The 21,336-nt window shown below is 41.9% G+C and carries 19 protein-coding genes and 1 pseudogene; 8 read left to right on the top strand and 12 right to left on the bottom strand.

Features of this window, described 5'->3' with window-relative positions; genetic code table 11:
- Positions 1-12: 12 nt before the first annotated feature.
- Both CPS94_RS07260 and CPS94_RS07255 read right to left on the bottom strand, forming a co-directional pair.
- Positions 13-1,980, bottom strand: a complete 1,968-nt coding sequence (locus tag CPS94_RS07260; RefSeq protein ID WP_112194308.1) for a beta-glucoside-specific PTS transporter subunit IIABC — start codon at positions 1,978-1,980, stop codon at positions 13-15.
- A 116-nt stretch (positions 1,981-2,096) separates the two neighbouring features.
- Positions 2,097-2,945: a PRD domain-containing protein gene (locus CPS94_RS07255; RefSeq protein ID WP_112194310.1), complete on the bottom strand. Its 849-nt coding sequence runs from the start codon at positions 2,943-2,945 to the stop codon at positions 2,097-2,099.
- A gap of 333 nt (positions 2,946-3,278) precedes the next feature.
- On the opposite strand from CPS94_RS07255, the gene CPS94_RS07250 reads away from it, so the two are divergent.
- Both CPS94_RS07250 and ndk read left to right on the top strand, forming a co-directional pair.
- Positions 3,279-3,917 carry a YfbR-like 5'-deoxynucleotidase gene (locus CPS94_RS07250; RefSeq protein ID WP_076149017.1) on the top strand — a complete coding sequence of 213 codons (639 nt, stop codon included), beginning with the start codon at positions 3,279-3,281 and terminating at the stop codon, positions 3,915-3,917.
- Between the two features lie 98 nt (positions 3,918-4,015).
- The gene (gene ndk / locus CPS94_RS07245; RefSeq protein WP_112194312.1) at positions 4,016-4,444 is read left to right on the top strand and encodes a nucleoside-diphosphate kinase; all 429 of its coding nucleotides are present in this window, start codon (positions 4,016-4,018) and stop codon (positions 4,442-4,444) included.
- Between the two features lie 90 nt (positions 4,445-4,534).
- Here the strand turns inward: ndk and CPS94_RS07240 are convergent, their stop codons facing one another.
- Both CPS94_RS07240 and CPS94_RS07235 read right to left on the bottom strand, forming a co-directional pair.
- A complete protein-coding gene (locus CPS94_RS07240) occupies positions 4,535-6,121 on the bottom strand; it encodes a peptide ABC transporter substrate-binding protein (RefSeq protein ID WP_162626416.1) in 1,587 nt (528 codons plus the stop codon).
- A gap of 315 nt (positions 6,122-6,436) precedes the next feature.
- Positions 6,437-11,032: a S8 family serine peptidase gene (locus CPS94_RS07235; protein ID WP_112286449.1), complete on the bottom strand. Its 4,596-nt coding sequence runs from the start codon at positions 11,030-11,032 to the stop codon at positions 6,437-6,439.
- Positions 11,033-11,245: 213 nt separating this feature from the next.
- Between CPS94_RS07235 and CPS94_RS07230 the strand changes: the two genes are divergently transcribed.
- Positions 11,246-11,986 carry a threonine/serine exporter family protein gene (locus CPS94_RS07230; RefSeq protein WP_004050050.1) on the top strand — a complete coding sequence of 247 codons (741 nt, stop codon included), beginning with the start codon at positions 11,246-11,248 and terminating at the stop codon, positions 11,984-11,986.
- Between the two features lie 14 nt (positions 11,987-12,000).
- Positions 12,001-12,453, top strand: a complete 453-nt coding sequence (locus CPS94_RS07225; protein ID WP_004050051.1) for a threonine/serine exporter family protein — start codon at positions 12,001-12,003, stop codon at positions 12,451-12,453.
- Between the two features lie 18 nt (positions 12,454-12,471).
- On the opposite strand, the gene CPS94_RS07220 is transcribed toward CPS94_RS07225, so the two are convergent.
- Positions 12,472-13,419 carry a helix-turn-helix transcriptional regulator gene (locus CPS94_RS07220; RefSeq protein ID WP_004050053.1) on the bottom strand — a complete coding sequence of 316 codons (948 nt, stop codon included), beginning with the start codon at positions 13,417-13,419 and terminating at the stop codon, positions 12,472-12,474.
- 116 nt (positions 13,420-13,535) lie between these two features.
- Between CPS94_RS07220 and CPS94_RS07215 the strand changes: the two genes are divergently transcribed.
- From CPS94_RS07215 to CPS94_RS11790, 3 genes and pseudogenes are all read left to right on the top strand, one after another.
- Positions 13,536-13,811 (top strand): Mor transcription activator family protein, encoded by a 276-nt coding sequence (locus CPS94_RS07215; RefSeq protein ID WP_004050055.1) that lies wholly within the window; start codon positions 13,536-13,538, stop codon positions 13,809-13,811.
- A 55-nt stretch (positions 13,812-13,866) separates the two neighbouring features.
- A pseudogene (locus tag CPS94_RS07210) lies at positions 13,867-14,658 on the top strand (tyrosine-protein phosphatase).
- 253 nt (positions 14,659-14,911) lie between these two features.
- Positions 14,912-15,073: a dihydrofolate reductase family protein gene (locus CPS94_RS11790; RefSeq protein ID WP_238145331.1), complete on the top strand. Its 162-nt coding sequence runs from the start codon at positions 14,912-14,914 to the stop codon at positions 15,071-15,073.
- Between the two features lie 34 nt (positions 15,074-15,107).
- On the opposite strand, the gene CPS94_RS07200 is transcribed toward CPS94_RS11790, so the two are convergent.
- The 7 genes from CPS94_RS07200 to CPS94_RS07170 all read right to left on the bottom strand — a co-directional run bounded on the left by CPS94_RS07200 (position 15,108) and on the right by CPS94_RS07170 (position 20,487).
- Complete coding sequence (locus CPS94_RS07200; RefSeq protein WP_004050059.1) at positions 15,108-15,953, bottom strand: DUF72 domain-containing protein; 846 nt, start codon at positions 15,951-15,953, stop codon at positions 15,108-15,110.
- Positions 15,954-16,104: 151 nt separating this feature from the next.
- Positions 16,105-16,515, bottom strand: a complete 411-nt coding sequence (locus tag CPS94_RS07195) for a peptide deformylase (protein ID WP_039936203.1) — start codon at positions 16,513-16,515, stop codon at positions 16,105-16,107.
- Between the two features lie 52 nt (positions 16,516-16,567).
- A complete protein-coding gene (locus CPS94_RS07190; RefSeq protein WP_004050062.1) occupies positions 16,568-17,731 on the bottom strand; it encodes an MFS transporter in 1,164 nt (387 codons plus the stop codon).
- Between the two features lie 2 nt (positions 17,732-17,733).
- The gene (locus CPS94_RS07185; RefSeq protein ID WP_004050063.1) at positions 17,734-18,294 is read right to left on the bottom strand and encodes a helix-turn-helix transcriptional regulator; all 561 of its coding nucleotides are present in this window, start codon (positions 18,292-18,294) and stop codon (positions 17,734-17,736) included.
- A 124-nt stretch (positions 18,295-18,418) separates the two neighbouring features.
- Positions 18,419-19,054, bottom strand: coding sequence for a cyclic di-AMP binding protein CbpA (gene cbpA, locus CPS94_RS07180; protein ID WP_004050070.1), 636 nt, complete (start codon positions 19,052-19,054; stop codon positions 18,419-18,421).
- A 157-nt stretch (positions 19,055-19,211) separates the two neighbouring features.
- A complete protein-coding gene (locus CPS94_RS07175; protein ID WP_004050072.1) occupies positions 19,212-19,427 on the bottom strand; it encodes a hypothetical protein in 216 nt (71 codons plus the stop codon).
- A gap of 97 nt (positions 19,428-19,524) precedes the next feature.
- Complete coding sequence (locus tag CPS94_RS07170; RefSeq protein WP_004050073.1) at positions 19,525-20,487, bottom strand: L-lactate dehydrogenase; 963 nt, start codon at positions 20,485-20,487, stop codon at positions 19,525-19,527.
- A 276-nt stretch (positions 20,488-20,763) separates the two neighbouring features.
- Here CPS94_RS07170 and pth point away from each other — a divergent pair, with 276 nt between their 5' ends.
- Positions 20,764-21,330 carry an aminoacyl-tRNA hydrolase gene (pth, locus tag CPS94_RS07160; protein WP_004050075.1) on the top strand — a complete coding sequence of 189 codons (567 nt, stop codon included), beginning with the start codon at positions 20,764-20,766 and terminating at the stop codon, positions 21,328-21,330.
- Positions 21,331-21,336 lie beyond the last annotated feature (6 nt).

Genomic DNA, 21,336 nt, shown 5'->3' with positions numbered 1-21,336 from the left:
TTTTCACCTCAATTATTTTAAGTCAAGTAATTTAGCGCCAGTCTTGATCGCACCTGTTTTGACAGGAACGATCTGATGGTAATTCTTGGAATTGGTAACAACGATCGGGGTCGTTAAGCTAAAGCCAGCTTTTTTGATCTGTTCAAGGTCAAATTTGACGAGGGGTTCACCGGCTTTGACTTTTTGACCTTGTGTAACTAGAGTCTTAAAATATTTACCATCTAGTTGAACGGTATCCATCCCGATGTGGATCAAGATCTCAGCTCCCGCAGTGGTATTTAGACCGATCGCATGTCCCGTTGGAAAGACAAGGGCGATCGTGGCATCAGCTGGGGCACAAACGACGCCGTTGCTAGGTTCGATAGCGATCCCTTGTCCCATTGCCCCCGATGCAAAGACTTGATCACTGATACTATCTAAAGTTACAGCTTTACCAGTCAAAGGACTGGCTAGCGTGGTCGGAGCGTTGTAGCTAGCAGGAGACTCACTAAGAATTTTATGAGTTGCGACTTGTTGGGCTTCTTTGGCTGTCTTTGCTACAGTTTCAGCTGTTTTTTGGTCTTGCACTTCAAGGACACTTTGACGTCCAAAGAGCATTTGTAAGATAAAACCAAGAATAAAGGAAACTCCCATGGCGATGATCAAGCCATAAACTGACATGTCCATACCGTTTTTAGGTGAGATCGCAGTTGGGATAGAGAAGATGCCGAGACCACCCATCATGAAGAATTTGGTGCCAAAGAAACCGATCAGACCCCCACCGATAGAAGCTGCGATACAGCTTAAAATAAAGGGACGTTTACGCGGTAAAGTCAAACCATAGATCGCAGGTTCCGTGACCCCGAAGATCCCTGAGATAAAAGCTGGAAAAGCCAGGCCTTTGACTTTAGCATCTTTTGCTTGGAATAAGATCGCTAAAACGACCCCAGTTTGGGCAAAAGAAGCCGCTAATGTCAAACTTAGCGTAGTATCGAAACCTTGTGCAGCGATATTAGCCAAGGCGACGGCAACAAAGCCCCAGTGGACACCAAAGATAACAAAGACTTGCCAAAAGGCTCCCATCACTAAGCCAGCTAAGATAGGGCTCAAGTTGTAGATGCCTTCAGTGATCGCGGCTAATAGATCCCCGATCCAAGATGCTAGCGGTCCGATGACTAAGAAAGTGACCGGAACGGTGATAAGCAAGGTGGTAAATGGAACTAAGAACGTTTTGACTACGGTTGGGATGAACTGCTTGCACCATTTTTCAACTTTAGCGGCAAACCATACGGCAACGATGATCGGAATAACGGTCGAAGAGTAATTGATCGCAATGATCGGCAAGCCAAGAAAGGTTGCATGGATATCAGATTGGATAAATGTTCCTTCAAAGAGCGTATAAAGCGTCTTTTGCTCGCTACTCATTGCGATGATCGCAGGATAAGTCATGGCTGCCCCGATCGCGATCGCAGTGAATCGATCTAAGCCAAATTTCTTAGCTGCCGTTAAGCCTAAGATGATCGGGAGAAAGTAAAAGAATCCATCCCCGATCGCATAGAGTACTTGATAGGTACCAGAAGTGGTATTCAACCAACCAAAAGCAGCACACATGGCAGTCAGCCCTTTGATCATCCCAGCAGCACATAGCGGACCTAAGATCGGTTGGAAGATCCCTGAGATCAGATCGATGAAACGGTCGAGTAGACTCATGTTTTGTTTGTCGACATAATCATCAGCCACAGGCGCACTGCTGTTAAAACCTCCTAATTTGACCAAAGTATTATAGACATCAGGAACATGATTGCCGATCACGACTTGGTATTGTCCCCCAGACTTGACGACCGTGATAACACCATCATTTTGCTTTAAAGCTTCATCGTTAGCCTTAGAAACGTCTTTTAATTTAAAGCGTAAACGAGTCGCACAGTGAACGACGCTTGCAACATTATCTTTGCCACCAACATTTTCAATAATGAAGTTAGCTAATTCTTCGTAAGCCATATAAAATTCCTCCTTTATAATAAGAAAACCCAAGTGTCTTCAAAGAAAGCTATAAAGCCTAATTTGAAAACGCCTTGGGTTCATGCCTGATCGTATCAGTAACACACCATAAGTGTTTAGTTAGTATTTGCTTGACGTGAAGTAACGCGAAAAATATGCAAGGTCAGATATACCAATTCATCGGCTTCAAGTTGCCAGCCCATTTTGGCATTGAGTAAGACAGCGATGCGCTCGGCAGTTTCATAAGCGCGCGTGTATTTGACCTGCATCAGTTGAAGTAAAGCTGGGTCAAGTTGTGCCCCTTCTTGCTGCTTATCTTTTAGTAAGCGAACGAGTAAAGTCCGTAAATGCGAGACGAAGCGACTATAATTAAATGATTGCTGATCGAGTTCTAATTGATACTCGTAAGAAACGATCTTGATGATCTCAGTGATCAATTGCGTGATCTGGATCGTTTCTTGTAATTTAGCATCGTCTGAAGTTGCATTGACAAAGTGATAAGTCATCAAGATCGATTCACTAGCGGGAAGCTTTTGGGCAGTTGCTTTTTCGATCACGGAGATCGCATCTTTAGCAACTGCGTATTCTTCGGGAAAAAGATTGCGGACTTCCCAGCGCGTGTTGGTCGCATTCATATCGATACTGTCTTCGCTGCGGGTCAAGGCAAAGTCGATATGATCGGCTAAAGCTAAATATTGGAAATCATTGAATTTGATATTTAGCTTTGGTTCAGCGAGTTTGATGACTTTGGTCGTAAGTTCTAAAGTCTTAGCGCTGATATCCTTTAGTTGCATGATCGATTCTTGATCTTCCGCTGTGATAAAGCGCCGTTCGATCTTTTCTTGGTCGATCTGATCGCCTTTTTTGAGCCCAAAGCCGATCCCTTTGCCGATGACGATCTCTTCTTTTCCCTGCTCGTTTTCCACCAAAGCAACGCTATTGTTGTAACTTTTTAGAAAACGCACTACCTCACCTCCTTGTAAAACAAAAAGCTGTTGTAATAGGATAAAAGAGCCACTAGCCCCATCTACCTATAACAACAGCTAATGCCTGATAAAATCAGTAACACGCTTGACTACATAATAATGATAACGCTTTCTATAAAGGTTGTCAATGCTTTATTTGTCGAAAAGATCAGTGTTCATCTTATTACTAATTATTCAGCTGTATAATATTTTTTAGCGATCAGCCCACTGTGTTCTTATGTGTTCTATCATTATAAGCTAAAAGAATAAGATATTTGCAAAAAAGTTGCATGCGGTGTATCCTAGTATGAAATATAGACGGAGGTGTTTTTCATGGGCATGCATGAATATTTAAAGAGTTTGAGCGATCTTGAGATGATCAATCGAGCCCCAGGTTATTTCAAATTTGAAGAACACAATGTGGCAGCTCACTCATTTAAAGTGACGCAAGCTGCGCAAATGTTAGGTGATATCGAAGAACAAGCGGGGCATGCGGTCGATTGGCGCTCACTATATGAAAAGGCGCTTAATCACGATTATACGGAACGTTTTATCGGTGATATCAAAACTCCAGTCAAGTATGCGACCAACGAATTACGGACGATGTTAGCCAAAGTTGATGAGTCGTTGACAGAAAACTTCATCCAAACGGAGATCCCAGTCGAATTTCGCGAAGCCTATGAGCGTAGATTTGCAGAAGGTAAGGACGATACTTTAGAAGGCAAGATCTTGTCGGTCGCAGATAAGATCGACTTGATGTATGAATCCTTTGGTGAGATCCAAAAGGGCAATCCCGAACCTGTTTACATGGATATTTATCGCTCAAGTTTAAAGGCGATCATGAAGTTCAATGATATGGCAAGTGTGCAATATTTCTTGAAGATGATCTTACCAGAATTGTTAAAAGATAACGCCAACACGAATGCCCAAAATCATTTGGCGATCATGACAACACAGATCATTCAACAGTGATCAACAAGGCATTCTAAAAGCAGCTTTTTTACTAAAAACATTAAAGTATTAATTACGCTTAATTAATGATATCCTATCTGTGGATAGGAGGGATTTCTATGACAGAACAACGTACTTTAGTTTTAGTTAAACCAGATGGTGTCAAAGGACAACATATCGGGGATATCATCACACGGATCGAACATAAAGGTTATCAGATCACAGCTTTAAAAGTGATCCAAGCGACCAAAGAGCAGCTTGAAGCGCACTATGAAGACAAGGTCAATGCACCATTTTTTCCGGAGCTAGTCTCATATATGCAAGAAGGTCCCCTCGTAGGAGTGATCGTAACGGGCACGAATGTCGTTTCGATCATTCATCGGATGGCAGGGGCAACTAACCCAAGTCAAGCTGATTGGGGGACAGTACGTGGAGACTTTGGGCGTGAGTGGCCGGATGGGAACCTGCGCAATGTGATCCATACTTCAGATAGTCCAAGTGAAGCTGAAAGAGAGATCAGCATTTGGTTTCCAGAAGAGAGCAGATAAGGCGCTAGAGCTCGAAAAATTACTCAGCTGAATCAAAAATACCTGACCAAATTTCTTTTTGCGAGATTTGATCAGGTATTTTTTAGTACCCTATTTTAAAGTGACGTTTTTAAAATTATAACCACCGATCGGAGCATAGATCACATGTTTGACGTCTTTTTTCAAAAGTGTTGCTAAGGCAGGTTGATAAAGCGGAGTGACCGCTTGTTCAGCTGTCAAGAGTTCATCGGCTTTTAGCAATGTCAAAAAGCGTTTTTGCCCAGTCTGCTCTTTAGCGCTGGTCAGAAGTTTATCATAGTCAGGGTTTTGCCACTTACCAAAGTTATACGGACTGTCAGAGCGTAAGAGATTCAAAAAACTAGTTGCGTCTTGATAATCGGCCCCCCAGCCCGTTAAGACGACCTCAAATTCACCTTTTTTCATGCGTTCGATCCGACTTTTCTTGTTGATATTTAGTGTAGTGACCTTGGTGTGTGGGAGGTTTTCTTCTAATTGGGATTGGAGATATTCGTTGACTTTTTTGCTGATATCATCATCGTCTCCCAGTAATTGTAGCTCAAGTTCATCTTTACCTAACTCTTTTAGTCCCAATTTGAGATAGTGTTGGGCTTTTTTACGATCAAAACTTATTTTTGCTTTAGTTCCTGAAACTTTAGCGAAATCCTTAGCATTATAAGTCATCAAGTCGTAAGGAACAAAACTCTTAGGGCGAAGTGAACCATCAGCTAGGATAGAGTTGACTAGTTGTTTGCGATCGATCGCATAAGCCAGTGCTTTACGAACATTGAGATTTTTAAGTAAAGGATCTTGAGTATTGAACTGCAGATACTGCATCCGGGCTTGCTTACGGGCGATAAATTCTTTATTTGTACGCAATTGCCGTGCTTGGTCTTGACTTAGATCTGTTTTATCGAGTTGCCCACTTTGGAACATATTGTACGAAGTCGCTGTACTTTTAGTCACTAAAAAGTCGATCTGATCAAGTTTGACTTGTTTTTTATCCCAATAATGTTTATTTTTGACGAGTTGCCATTTTTGATTTGAACCAGTCCAGCCTTTGACATTAAAGGGGCCGTTAGTAACAGTTTTAGTAGCGGAAGTGCCGTAATCCTTACCGTATTTTTCGACTGCTTTTTGATCGAGCGGTGAAAAGATCGGTGCTACCACTAGGGAACGAAAGTAAGGTAGTGGTTTTTCAAGTTCGACTTTTAAGGTATGATCAGAAACAGCACTTACCCCCAGTTCAGTGGGGGCTTTTTTACCAGCCATGATGGCAGCAGCATTTTTGATACCGTCAAAGAGTTGGGCATTTGAAGCTTTAGTATTAGGATCGACGGCTCGTTGCCAACTGTAAACGAAATCTTTGGCAGTTACGCGATCGCCATTTGACCATTTGGCATTTTTTTGTAAGGTAAAAGTATAGGTCAGTCCATCTGCCGAGCGAGTTTCTTTTTTGACTAAGGCTTTTTTTACCTGACCGTTATTTTCAAAACGATATAGACCTTCGTAGCTGTTACGCATCATTTCAGAACTGGTGGTATCAACGGATAGTGCAGGGTCTAGGGTCTGGATCTCGGATGGTTCACTCCAACGTAAAGTTTGTTTAGCTTGAGCAGAAGTTCCAAATAAGGCCAGACCAAGTGTCAAACTCAACAATGTCTTTGCAATTTTTGTCATCATGTTTCCTCCATTTTTAAGATTAAGCTAAATATAGCATAAACATGGGGTAAAAAATAGTTGTTTTTAATATAAATTTATATTTTATGTAATTAAATATTAATATTTTTACCTAAATATAATTACTGATGTTAGATCTATCGCTACGTGTATTCACGATAGTCGTTGTCTTAGGTGGTTAGTGATCGATGTTAATGTTAAAAGATGACAGTAAGTAACTGGATAAGCAGTGATCTGGTCTACCTTTACCACATAAAAATGCCACTCAAGGAGAGTAACTATCCTGAGTGGCATTTTTGTGTTATTAGTGATTATTTAGTTTCTTTTTTTACGATCAAAGTTAACTAAAGTAAAGAGACTAGCTAAGCCTAGCGCTAAGAGACCTAAGATAGAAGCTTGATGTTTTGTCTCACCTGTTTGTGGTAGACCAGTAGTTGTTGGTGTAACAGATGGCTGGGCCTTATCTTGGAGCACAGGAGCAACTGGTTTATCGGCTGATGTAGCCTGTTTTTGCTCTGTGTCAGAATCAGTAGTGTGCTCTTTACCAAAGCTACCAGTATCTTGCTCATTTTGAGAGGAGAGATGATCTTTTGGTGCTTCTACGATTTCTTTTTCATTTTCACCCACTTCTTCTTTAGGTTCGGCTGTATAAACGTTCATCAAAGCGACCACATTGCCGTATTTATTGACTAAGCTATAGGAGCCATCTGGATGGAAGTCTGCTAAAGCGAGCTCTTTGAAGCTTTGCGTTTTTGGATCAAGGAACAAAAGGGTCGTTTCTGGATACTGTGCAACAAACATATCGACATAGTTTCGCTCAACGTCTAAGGTTTCTGTAACGTTTGTCTTAGGTTGGTAGTAGACGTAGAATTTTTTGGTCGTGTGATTACCAGTCACATCAAGTACCTCTAAAGTATAGACGTGTTTTGTTTCACCAGCATCATCATTTAAGGCAAAGCTTTTTTCAAAGCTGTAAGGAGCGTATGGATTGCCCCCGTGGTTGATACCTGAATGGTGGAATTCACGAAATTCATTATCTCCGTTAAAGAAGAAACGGTAACCGTCAAGATTATCGTGGGCTGTTCCCTTGATAGTGAAGAGCGGTTCGTTAGTGTAAACGTAATAATTTTCACCATCAAAGTCATAGTTAACGACATTTTCAAATTCCAGTGTTGGCAAGACTGTATCCAAGATGACTTGAATCGTTCCCCGTGTTTTTTGCCCATCTTTGGTGGTGTAGATATAGGCAAGCGGACGTTGTTGTGTCGGTTTGATATTGAATTCAAAGCTAAAGTTCCCAGCTTCGTTGAATGAAACGCGATTTTGTGGATCTTGTTCGTTAGCGCTATTGCCTAACATGATCAATTCCACTACATCTGGGCTCACTTGACCAGTCACATGGAAAGTTTGGCTCTTAGGATCATAAACGCCATCAGCGATCGCTTGTGCTCCGATCCAGTTGTAGTTATTATCTTCAAGGTAGTCAAAACTGATATCTGGGTTAGGTTCGCTGCGGGTCGTTAGATCACTCAAAGCATGTCCTGGTAGCGCACCTGGAGCCCCTAAAGTAGTTGGATCAGCATTTTCTTGGACTAGATCAGTTTGCAATTCAGCCACATTAGCGAAGTTATAACGCTGTGGTTGGTTACTTGGACGTGCATCGACTCCGAGATAAGCATTATCAGAAGCTGTAGTTTGGACCACATTAAAGGTCGGTCCCGCTACTTCAGTCCAGCCCAATAAGACAGTCCGGCGACTGGCATTTTTGACTTTGACTTCAAAAGTTGCTAAGCCATCTTTGACATTTGCTTCATAGACGTCCCCGGTGAAGTAATCACGTGCAAAGGCTTTGACCCCATTACCGGCAGTTACAGCAGCATAGACAAAGACGTGTTCTGGATCATTAGTTGTGACGGTATCTAAGTCGATCCCAAAGTTTTGTTCAGTCGTGTGCGCTTTTTGCCAAGCAAAGGCAGCTTTTGGCGTGGTTGTGTTTAGTGTCAATAGGACATCTTTACCAGCTTGATCAGAAGTAAAGACGACCTTTTTGACGTCAGCATTGACATTTAAGCTGTAAGTTGAGTCAGCTTTGGCTTCAACTAACTGACCGTTGTAATAAAATGGTCGGATCGTCCCACCAACTAGAGTATAGGTGTTAGTTTTAGCATCATAGAAGTTGCTATCTTTATCAAAACCTAGCCCATCAACGGCATTCCAAACATTGACCGTTTGGGAAGCAGACGCCACACCTGCAACTTCACTGGTAAAGAGACCTACATTATCGGCAGTATCAGTGACCATGACCGTAACTTGGTTTTGAGCTGCAGTAAAAGCTGCTAGTTCTTCGGGGCTCAATTCAAAGTTGGCTGTCCCACTTAGCTTTGTGTCATCGGTGAATTTTGAAGTACCTTCATTTAGTTTGTGCCCAAAGAGCTTACCATTGATCAAAACGACAGCATAGGAATAGTCAGTAAAGCCTGCCCCAGTATCAGAAAAATCAAAGCTCAACTGGCCACTTGGTCTATCCTCAGCAGTATTGAGCGTTAATTTATAGTTGCTGATCGTTGGAGCCGTTGTATCGATAATGACTGGATAATCAGCTGTTTGGACTTTCTTTTGGCCATCATTATAGAGTGTGGCAACAAAGCGGTAAGTATATTGTCCGTCAGAAGCGACTTCAAATTTACCTGTCTTGTCATTATAGACCATTCCGTCCCAATCAAAGGTATTTGGATCATTTCGCATGGAGACTGATAAACTCACATCTTGGTTGCGACCGGATTGATAAAATGACTTATCTAAGCCTTTTTCATCGGCAACGACGCGAACAACTTTACCATTTTGGTCGAAAACGACAACTTTTAAGTCTTGCAGGTTTTGTTTGACAAAGGCAACTGGTTTTAAGAGATCACTTTTTTTGTCATTATTTGGTGAGAAAGCAACTTTACCATCTTGATAGAGTTTAGCCACTTGTTGCCAGTTGTAGTCACCATCTAAGTTGACTAATTTCTTCAACGATTCTTCATCAGCGATCCCACGTGGATAATTGTGTTCGTTGACAAAGTAGTTACCACCGTAAACGTTTGTAGCATCATTAGCTTTTTTGTCTAAAACATCTTCACTAGTCATATCCCCAAAGTAGCCAAGGAAAGGTACGACTAAGGTGCTTTGTCCGTTATCACCAGTAAAGCGGAGCCATCCTTCAACTAATTGACCAGGCGTAAGTTCAGTTAGATCTAAAGTATACGGAACTGTCAATGTTTGCCCAGCTTTGACTACGACTTTATTAGCACCATTTACGCGAGCCCCAGGCAATTGTTCTTCGTAATAATAGCCAGTAAAGTCATCGCGTTTTTCGGTAAAACCACCACCGAGGTCATCGAAAGTATAAGTCTGATCGCTGTTACTCAAGTTGGTAAAAGTCAAGTTGAATTTCGTGCTTTCTGTAAGTTGGCGCAAGGAAAGTGAACTTGTCCCATCATCAGCCGTGATATAAACAGGTGATGCAACAGCAGCGCCAACATTGATCTGACCAGCACCTTGGCGTCGTGGTGAGACCACTACACCTGAGATCGCATCTAATAATGGCTGTGAGGTGTTCATCAATAAAGCTTTAGTAGCTTGGACAAGTTCAGCATTTTTGAGGGAGGTCTCCTTTTGTAATTTTTGCATCACTAAGGCAGCTGAGCCCGCAGCAAACGGTCCTGCCATCGAAGTTCCACTCATAGTCTTATAGCCATTATCATTTCCAGTTGAAACGATCTTGACCCCAGGAGCGGAGATATCTGGTTTTAAAGTAAAATCTTGCATTGGTCCCCAAGAAGAAAAGTCAGCCATGTTAGCAGCAGCGCCTTGCCCAGAGTTTTCGGCAGCAACCGTCAAAGCATTGCGTGAAGCGCCAGGATTAGCGACTGTGCTACTTGAAAATGGTTCAAAAGCGCCGGTTGCCCCACCTGGTGAGTAGTGGATCGCTGAAGTTTCGATACTGCCGGCATGGCCGTTATTTGAAGCCGAGATCGAAACAAAAACACCATGGTCGATCGCATATTGGACCGCTTTTTGTTCGACATCATTTAGATCTGAGGCAGCGACTCCTTGGCCTAGCGACATTTGGATAACATTAGCCCCTAAATTGACAGCATCGTAAATAGCTTGGGCGATATCGTCAGGATTTTCGTCGGCAAATTGATCGTTAAAGACTCGTAAAGCTAAAAGTTGACTTTCAGGTGCGACCCCAACAGCATATTTTTCATCTCCATTTGGCTGACCATCAGCCCCGATGATCCCAGCCACGTGTTGCCCGTGTTGGGAAGCGCCAGGGCCATCATCTTTGATCCAGTCATTGCTTTTTGAAGCATAGTTATAGACGAACGGGAATTTTTCAGATGCATAACTCCCATAGCCGAGTTCATTGATCTTGGCTTGGGCTTCAGTTTGTGAGAGCTTAGGTTCTGTTGGAGCTTGCTGAAAATCTTTATGCGTCGTATCAGCGCCAGAGTCAATAACGGCTACGACCATCCCTTGACCGCGATAGCCTTGCTCCCAAGCTCCAGTTACATTCCCCTTATCATGGTCGGCTTGAGTCGTTGGAGCTGGTGTTTCAGTGGTCGGTGCCTGCGTAGCATCAGCTGTAGTTGCAGTAGTCGGTGCCTGCGTAACATCAGTTGATCTCTCAGTGGCTGATGTCTGTGTGCTTGGTTTAGCTTCAGGCTGTGTTTGGGTCGTTCCCTGGAGCTGTTGCTCATTTTGGGCTGTGGTCGTTACTTCAGCTGTAACAGCTTCATCGGCTAAGGCACTTGGTGTCCCTAAGAATAAGAACGCCCCCGAAGCGGTAATGATCGCAGCACTGACCCATCTTTTCTTAGCCTTATATAATTTATAACGGCGCTTTTCTTCATAATTGTGTCCCATGCAAGTCACTTCCTTTTTTTAGATTAAGCTAAATATAGCATAAACTCTTAATAAAATATAGATATTTTTAATATAAAGTTATATTTTATGCAATGAAACGTTAATGTTTTTAGGTATTTATAACGAATCATGGTAGTAAATGATCGTAATTTTTAGAACTAAAATGTTAAAATGATAGCTATATAATGTAATTAAGTAAATTAGGGGGAAATCATGGAAGACAAGGATCTAATTATCGAAACGACGCTGTTAGCGGGGAAGATCATGATCGAAAATGGAGCTGACATGGCCCGGATCGATGACACTTTAAAGCGGATCGCTAAAAATTCAGGTGTAACTGAACCCGATATCTTTGAAACGACGACGGGGATCATGATGTCGATCAAGGGGGCAAATGCACAGGTCATTGCGATCGAAAAGCGTCGGATCGATCTTGAGCGGATCGCTCGGGTCAATGATATCTCACGGGCTTATCAAGCTAAGACCAAAACTTTAAAAGAAGTCTATGCTTATCTGACTACACTTGATCAGACGACCCCGGATTTTAAGTTACGGTGGTTGGTGTTAGCTGCTGGTGTTGTTGGTGCGACATTGGAGATCATGTACAACGGTTCGTGGCAGGATTTTTTGCCAACTTTTGTGATCAGTGCTTTAGGCTATTATTTGTTTCATGTAGTCAACACGCGGTTTAAAGTCAAATTTGCTAGTGAGTTTGTGGCTGCTTTAGCGATCGGGGCCTTAGCTGTTTTGAGTGTCAAATATGGTTTGGCTAAAAATTATAGTATCGTGATCATCGGAAGCGTCATGCCTCTAGTTCCAGGCGTTCCGTTGACCAATGCGGTACGTGATCTATTAGCAGGGCACATCTTAAGTGGGATCGCCCGGGCAACTGAAGCCTTGTTGACTGCGGTTGCGATCGGGATGGGTATTGCTTGTGTTTTACGCTTCTTTTAGAAAGGAAGATCAAGATGGATCTAACAACGATCGTGATTCACGTTATTTTCAGTTATCTAGCTACGGTCGGCTTTGCGGTCACCCTGAACATTCCGCGTTCAGCTTTGAACGTCTGTGGCTTGATCGGAATTTTGGGTTGGATGACATATAAATTCTTATACCTTGGTCACACGGGAATGGTCTTAGCCAATCTCGTTGCGGCGGTCGTGATCGGTATTTGTTCGGTGATCGCAGCACGAATCAAGCAAAAGCCGATGATCTTGTTCAATGTCCCGAGTTTAGTGCCATTAGTTCCCGGGGGGCAGGCTTATCGAGCAGTCTACTATTTTGCTTTTAAAAATGATGAATTGGCGTTACGCTTTTTAGTAGAAGCCGGGATGATCGCTGGAGCTTTAGCGATGGGCTTTTTCTTAGCCGAATTGTTGGCGCAAGTCTATTTTAAATTCAGTGATCAAAAAAGAGCCTAGGTTTCCAGGCTCTTTTTGTTAGGAAGTATAATTTTGTAACATCTCTTTTAGCTCTTGTTTCATTTTAGCTTTAAAGTTGTCAGGGCTTAAGACTTTGACGCGTTTACCTTGACTTAAAAGCCACATCATCGCGCCTTGATCGATCGTTTCAGCTTCGATCACAACAGAATCGGCTAATTTTTTAATAACTTTGGAGTTAGGAAAACGATCTAAGGCTGCTTCGACGGTCCCAGAGAATTCAAAAGTGATCGTGAGCAGATCACCTGGGGTCATGAATTGGATGTTTTGGCGTAATTTTCCATCTTCATAGCGTAAATTTTGTGAGTGCCCCGCTTTTTTATCGAGCGGAGTGTAGTCGATGATCCGATCTAGACGGAAAAAGAGATCTTGCTCGGCATTTTGGCTGTATGAAACAACGTAAAAGTAATAATCTGAAAAAATTATCGCTTTTGGCAGAATAGTGTGTGTTACTTGTTTTTTATCTTGTCTAGTATATACAATGTTTAAGAGCCGATGTTTAACGATATAGTTGGAAAATTCCCACAATATCTGAAGTAGTGCTTTGGTATGTTGGAGTTCAACATAATTACTCTGTTCATTTTTGATGATCCAGTTCAATTCTTTTTGTTCAGCTGGGGGCAAGTTATCGTTTAGAGCTCCTAAAAGATGATCAGTTTCTTTTTTCGTAAAAGCACGGCTGGCAAGGAGGATCTTACATAAGGCCAAGGTCTCAGCTTTGCCCAATGTATTATTTTGCCCTGCTAGATAAGAGCTTTTAGTACTGCGATTGTATTGTAGTTTTGCATCAGGGCGGTATTCTTCTAAGAAGAGTCGGATATCGGCTAAATCACGCTGGATCGTGCGGGGAGCGACTTCATATTTTTGGGCAAATTCTTCTTTGGTGATCGCGGCTCCATTGAGCAATTTGTGATAGATATCTAGTAAGCGAGTTGCGCTAGATGACATAAAAAACACCTTCTTTTTTAAATGACAATATATGTCTATGTAACCCTAGATAATAGAAGATGTCAAATGAAAACTATCTTGTAATTTGCAAGGAAAAATAAAGTGAGGATAACAAAATGACAGATGAAGTAGACAAAGAATTATTAAATGAATTTTATCAGGAGTTAGCCGACCTGATCGGGTTGGAGAATGCCTATAAGCTCCATGAAACTTACCGGGGGTTATCATATACGTTTCCGATGCGACTCTATGATCCTAAAAAAGTGGCGCAAAAGATCGTCGCTGAGTACAACGGTGAAAATGCAAGTGAGTTAGCACGACGTTATGGCTACTCGATGCGGTGGGTGTTAGAAGTTTTGCGCAAGGAACGAGAAAAAAGGCACAAAGATTGAAATAAAACAAAAACAAAAGTATAGTGGCAGTAAAGACAATTAGGAAGGTGAGAGCATGCCAGTTTTATTACCACTAGAGCAGGGCGTTAATTTTAGAGATCTGGGTGGCTATCGGACTAAAGATGGACACCAGATAAAGGCAAATAAGGTGATCCGCGCTGCATCTTTAGGTAATTTATCGCCTAAAGATGTAAATTTTTTAGCGGAGTATGGTTTGCGTCATGATGTAGACTTCCGTTCATCAGAAGAACAAGAAAATGCACCAGATAAAGTTCCAACGGGTGCAACTTACCATTTTGCACCGGTATTTCCAGAAGATGAGACCAAGAGTACAGCTAAAGATCAGCGAGCAAAGCAATTTTTCACCGATCCTCAGGCTGGGTTCAATAATATGTTATGAGCTTACCATGATATCGTATTGGCTGATAGTGCAAAGAAAGCGTATCGGCATTTCTTTGATGTCTTGTTAGAAAATAGTGATGAAGGTCGCTCGGTGCTTTTCCATTGTTCAGCGGGAAAGGATCGTACAGGAATGGGGGCAGTCTATCTTTTGACGGCACTAGGGGTCGATGAAGCAACGATCAGGCGTGATTACTTAGCTTCAAACAAGTATTTAGCTCCTTGGCAAGAAAAGCAATTAGCCAAGCGCCAATTACCAAAGACAGGTCAAGAGATCTATTTGACTAATCTTCGTGCACTAGGCTCGGTCAATGACACATATTTAGAAACGGCGCTGCACGTGATGCAGCGTGAATATGGTTCGTTAGAAAATTATTTACACAACGAATTAGCCTTGACCAAATCACAGGTAGCCGATCTAAAGAAGATATATTTAGATAGAGTGTGAGCAAAAGCGAACAGCGCCGTATGGATAAGGAGCCCCAGCCGTGATGAGAATTTAGCATCAGGGTAGGGGAAGCTTATCCACTAGGCGTTGCTTTTGAAAACACGTTTAAATAGAGTGAAAGAATAGGGAATGCTAAATTGCGCAAAGTTAGTTTATTTATTGCACAAAGTTTAGATGGATATATCGCAGATAAGAATGGAAGTGTTGACTGGTTAGGCAGTCAAGTGGCGGGGCTAATTTAGTCAAGCAAGCCTTGCAAAGTGATCTGATCGATGAGTATTATCTGTCCATCATGCCGATCGTTTTGGGGGATGGGATCATGCTATTCGATCAAATAGCTCCATCACAAAAATTAAAATTACTTCAAACAAAGACTTATAACGGGATCGGGGATTTACATTACGTTAAATGCTAAAAAAGATAGCCTTGTTGGGACTATCTTTTTTTAGTTAGATCAGATTCAATTGGGTCGGTGGTGGTGGTCCTAGCCCATCAAAGTCGATCCCCAATAGTTCCTTTAAGGTGAGCGCGTTAGGGACTGCATCGCCTGCGGAATTATTGTTAAAGATGATGCAGATCTCTTTGACATCATTTTGCAGGCCGACCAGAGTTTGCTTGAACTGTTCAAGTTCAGCGTGATCGTAGCGATAAAGAGTTCGCTCTTTGCGCCAATTGGGGCCTTTTTTGAGCCAGCCTTGTTGGTTACGACCGTGTAAACGCCAAAACATCAGATCAGGCGTCGTTACCACTGGATAAAATGGCACAGAAGCCTCAGTTTGATGTGGTTCATCGGCTGCTGTTAAAGTAAAGCGCTCTTGGCGACAAAAAGCGACTAATGACTGGAGCGTGTTAGGCTGATACCAAGCTTGATTGCGAAATTCTAAGCATAGCGGTAGCGCGGGCAACCAGGCTCTGATCTGACGCAGATAGTTGATGCTTTTTTTGGTGGGAATAAAATATGGTGGAAATTGAAATAAGACTGTTTTTAATTGACCAGTCTCCACCAGTGGTCCTACCGCAAGCTTGAAGTTGGCAAAAGTCTCTTTTAATTCGGCCAAATTAGCTTTTTTATCGCTATGACCTGTCATCGACCGATGAGCTTTAACAACAAAATGAAATGCTGGTGGGACTTGAGCTTGCCAATTTTTAACGGTACTTATCCGGGGGATCCCGTAGAAGAAAGTATCGACTTCAACAACTGGAAAATTTGCCGCATACTCTGCTAGTGTGACAGGGCGGTCTTCTGTGATCAAAGCTTTGTGTTCGCTCCAAGTAGTAGCACCGATCGTGATCATATGTGAATTTCCTTTCTAGTATACAAAGATAGGTAGACTAAGTATTTAACATTTTCAGCCCCAAAACCTAAATTAAAGTTAGCTATAGCAATGGGGGCAAATGGTGATTCAAATGAATTTCCGATCTTTTCAGTTAAAGACTAAGCCAAAACTAGATCAAGATCCCGTTTAGATGGTCGATCTCATGTTGGATGATCTGTGCGATGAAGCCTTGGAATTCTTGTTTTTGTTTGGTAAAGGTCCGATCAAAGTATTGGACTGTGATCAGATCATAGCGCGTCGTTTCTGTTGTCGTTGTAAGTGAAAGACAGCCTTCTGTTGTTGTATAAGGACGCGCTTTTTTGATGATCTTAGGATTTAACATGGGGAAAGCTAGCGGTCCCATCTGACAAACGATGATCTGTTTATTTTCACCGATCATGTTGGCTGCCATTCCAACACACCGGGCTTGATTAGCTTGCAAAGTATCAAGCAAGTCAGTGACGATCTGATCGTCTTTTGGAGTAGCTAAAACAGCTTTTTGACTTAAGAATTTAGGGTCGTGATTGATTTCACGGATCATAGTAACACCTCTTGATAATAAGATAGCAGTGTGCCCAGCCATGGACATACTGCTATTTTTGATATATTTTAACACCGATAGCTGCAATTAGAAAAGCAAGACTACCTAGAATAAATGGGCCTAAAACATTGACGTCATATAAAAGCCCAGCGATAAAGGCTCCGATGATCCGACCAAATGATTGTGAAGCTTGGTAAAAACCAAGAACAGTTCCTTGTGTTGTTGGCGTAGCTTGTTTGGTGATCAGATCTTGGACCATCGGCACACTGATCGCATAAAAACCGTAAAAAATCAAATTTAAGGCAAAAAAGCTGGTCAACCCGGATGCCAAGCAGACTGCTCCCATAAAGAAAGCACAGATGAATAAAATATAAGTCGTACTTTTGTTGAGGTCAGTTTGTTTGACCAAATACATTCCTAACGTCATCGTAGCTACAAGTGAGATCAAGCCGACTGCTCCTTTAAAGCTACCATTATAGCTCGTTGCAAGATCAAAGACGTCTTTTAAGTAATAATTGAAACTTTGATCAAAGGAAGTATAGCCTAAAAAGGTCAGAGCTGAAACGCCTAATAAGATCCAAAGTGACTGTGAGAGCTGAGCATCCTTAGTTGAAAAACTACTAAAAAAGTTCAAACTGCGGACTGCCTCTTTGATATCTGGGGCTTTTTGGGCAGTAAGATCTGGACCTAAGAGTAGATAAAAGGCAACACCTGTGAAAAAAAGTTGCCCGATCTGTAGCGCAAAGGCCCAATAAAGATCATATGTCCCAAGCATTCCGCCGACAAAGTAGCCTAAAGCGCCAAAAACTGTTTGAACGGCAGCATTTAAAGTCAAGTTTGCTCCCCGTTCTTTAGCGGTGGAGGTATTGGCGATATAATTCAAGGCCCCAACAAAAAAGGATCCACAGGCAAATCCTGCCAATAAACGCCCCCATAAGATGAGTGCCGGGGTGTGTCCGATCGCAAAGAGGACTTGGGCTAATGCATAACCTAAGCATCCCCAAGCCATCAAGACTTTAGAGCGAAAACTCTCAGCTAATTTTCCAAAGAAAGGTGAGCCAAGAAACATCCCCAAAGACATCACGGAAAACGCATAGCCAAACATGGCACTATCGAGTCCGAGGAGCTTGAAATAAGCAGGAGTGATCGGATGAGCGTAGTTAGCAGCAAGATTAAATGAAGCGATAAGTGCTAAAAAAGTTTTCTTTTGTTTCATGCCTAACTGCGCTTGTTTCGTCTAAACCAGCTAAAGAAGCCGCGTTTTTTAGGTTTTTTTTCTTCAGTGCTGATCGCATTGGTCGTTTTATAGCTGACACCTTGGGTCGGATATAAGATCTGTTGGGCTTGGCTATTTTCGGGCAATTGGCGTTGAACTTCAGCCGCCGCGATCTTGATGGCATCAGGATCGGTCTCTTGTAAGGCTAACAGATCATTTAACTGTTTAGTGGCAGAAAGGGTCAATTTTTGTTGATGATCGATCAGTTGGTGTAACTCTGCGATCTGGCGGTCTTTTTCCCGTAACTGTTCGTTGATCAATTCGAGCTGCTGTTGTAATTGATCAAGGTGTTTAGCTTCAGTTGCAAGGGTAGTTTTTTTGTTAGTACTTGGTAAAAGTAATTCGCGCCTTGCTTGTTTTAAGGTGTCTTTGCTGTAAAGTTTAGAGCGTCCATTTATTTCAACTGGTTGGATCTGATTGACTTTTAAAAAGCGGTAGATCGTTGACCGACTGACACCGATACTATCGGCAAGCTCTTGAGTCGTATAAAGTTTTTCGGCCAATATGGCTCATTCCTTTCATTAAGAGGTATAGTTATAAACATTTTAACATACTCACTGGAAGTTGTTACATAACTTTAACGATAAGAAATATCCCCCCACTTGATGATAAGTGGGGGGATAGGTGTTAAGCTTGTAAGTCTTCGATCTCAGGAACTTTGAAATTCTTACGCTCTAAACTCGCCACGATCCGTTCTAATTTCTCATGTGAAACGTCAGATGGGAGGGTAAATAATGTTCGGCGGACTAATTCGCCTTGTTGCACATCAAGTGTGATACAACTCGCGATCGAAGTGTATTTAGTGATGATCTTGGCCATGTCGACTAGATCACCGCGTTCACCTGAGGAGACAACAGTCAAAACATAGCTACCAACATTGAAGTTCCAAGACTGGGTCAACATATCTAACAAACGCGTATGGGTCAAGATGCCATAGAAGAAATTGTTTTCATCTAAAACCGTGATATATGGAAGGTCTTTGATCGAGAAAAACACATTAAAGAAGGCTGAATCGATTGGAATGAACTTGTTAGCATTCTTTAACAAATGGGTCACGGGTAGGCTCATATCACCTCCACGAGATTTGTGGCGGTAAATATGCATCTTATAGATATTTCCCCGGAAGATCTTACCAGTTTCATCCAAGATCGGTACACAACGATAACCGGAATCTTCGAGCACTGTTAGAGCTTCTTCCAGTGTGATATCTTCTTTAACTGTAACGAGATCTTTTTTAGGCTTGATCAATGTTTTCAGTAGCATAAAGTATCTCCTCGGCTTTCATTTTGTTTTCATAATATCCTAATACATAATAACACAAAAAACAAATAATGGAAGTTAAAAATTGAATAAATGTACAAAATTTTGCAAAATGTTCAAGTTCAAGCAAAAAGGCTGGTCAAGACCAGCCTCAAAAAAATCAAACTTGTTTTACTTTCACGACGAGATCGACAAAATCTTTTTTAGGATGGAACTTATCATGCACGATAAAGGTGCTACTGACAACTTCCCATTGCGTTTGTTCATCGCCGACCATGATAAAGTCACCTTTATGGGGAACAAAAGGTAATTCCGTGACGATCTGACCCGAGCCTTCATTGATCGGGACATCAGCATTTATTTGAGTCTTAAACATTTGCACGCCCACCTTTCTAGTCTTAGTTTACCACAGTTTATTGAGTATATAAAAAAACAGTCAAGGTCAAACCCTGACTGTTTAGGAATAAAAGAGCTTAGTCTTCTAAACTCTTCAAGCCGTCTGCAAGAACTTCTTTCAAAGTCTTAGCAGATTCTTGCATTTGTTTCAATTCTTTTTCGTTCAAAGGAACTTCAACAACTTGCTTGATACCTTCAGCATTAACAACGGCTGGTGTACCGATGTAGATATCATTCAAGCCATATTGGCCATCTAAGTAAGCTGAAACAGGTAAGACTGTATCTTCGTCACGTAAGATAGCTTTTGAGATACGAGCAAGCGCAGCAGCAACACCGTAGAATGTAGCACCTTTGCGGTTGATGATCTCGTAAGCTTTGTTGCGGACATCGTCTTCCATCTTATCAAGTGTTTCTTGGGAAACGTTGTTAGCTTTAGCCCAATCTAAGAATGGAACCCCACCGATCGTTGCTGATGAGTAAGCAGCAAATTCGGAGTCACCGTGTTCACCCATGATGTATGCGTGCATAGAACGTGGGTCTTTGATACCTGTAAGGTCAGCCATAGCAACACGAAGACGTGCTGTATCCAAGGATGTACCTGAACCTAAAACGCGTTCTGTTGGGAAGCCAGAGAACTTCCATGTAGCGTATGTCAAGATATCAACTGGGTTAGCAGCAACTAAGAAGACACCTTGGAAGCCAGAATCAACGATAGGCTTAACGATAGAAGACAAGATGCGTAAGTTCTTGTTAACAAGGTCAAGGCGAGTTTCACCAGGCTTTTGAGGAGCACCTGCAGTGATAACAACTAAGTCTGCATCTTTGCAGTCAGAGTATTCTGCAGAGTAGATCTTCTTAGGATATGTGTAACCTGTAGCATCGATCAAGTCAAGAGCGTCACCTTCTGTACGTTCTTTAACAACATCCACGATACCAAATTCTTCAGCGATACCTTGTAAAGCCATAGCGTAAGCATAGCTAGAACCAACAGCACCGTCACCGACTAAAATAACTTTTTGATGATTTTGTGTTTTTGACACAGTAATTCATCCTTTCTTAAGTAACTTAATTGATACTCCATAAGTATAACACGTTTTTCAGTAAATGGCGCAAAGATTTCAAGAGTTTGTAAGTTTTTTTCAGTAGAAATCGCAAAGTGTGGTATACTTAGTGAAATTAAATCAATTGTTGGAAGCGTCTTTTTAGGCGCTTCCATGCTAGATGTACGCTTAACTGTGCCTAAGTACGGTTTAAACAGTGTGCATTTTTTTTGGTAATGTAAATTTTTTTATATGTGAAAGGTTTTGAATTTAAAGATGAAATTGATCGTAGGATTAGGTAATATTGGTCGTCAATATGAAAATACCCGTCATAATACAGGCTTTATGATCGTTGATCGCTTTGCAGATGCGAATGGTCTTTCCTTCAATAAGGAAAAATTTGATGCGCAACTAGCTGACGGTATGGTCGAGGGCCAAAAAGTCATATTGGCTAAACCGACTACCTATATGAATGAATCGGGACGCGCAGTTCGTCAGATCGTAGATTATTATGACTTAGACCCTGATGATGTGATCATCGTTTATGATGATATGGATCTTGATTGTGGTCGGTTACGGTTGCGCCAAAAGGGTTCAGCTGGTGGGCATAACGGGATCAAGAGTCTGATCGCTCATTTAGGTACTCAACAATTTGACCGCTTACGTGTGGGGATCGATCATCCTAAACAAACTAAAGTCGTTGATTGGGTCTTAGGCCGCTTCACTCCAGAACAACGAGAAAATTTTGATCTAGGAGCAGCTGATGCAGTAGCCGCGTTAGAAGAGTGGGTCAAGACTGATGATTTTGCGCAAGTGATGAATAAATTCAACCGTAACAAGTAAGAAAGG

This window comes from Ligilactobacillus murinus (assembly GCF_003288115.1).
Taxonomy (GTDB): domain Bacteria; phylum Bacillota; class Bacilli; order Lactobacillales; family Lactobacillaceae; genus Ligilactobacillus; species Ligilactobacillus murinus.
Note: the sequence above shows the minus strand (reverse complement) of the source record. Positions and strands in the feature narration are given on the sequence as shown.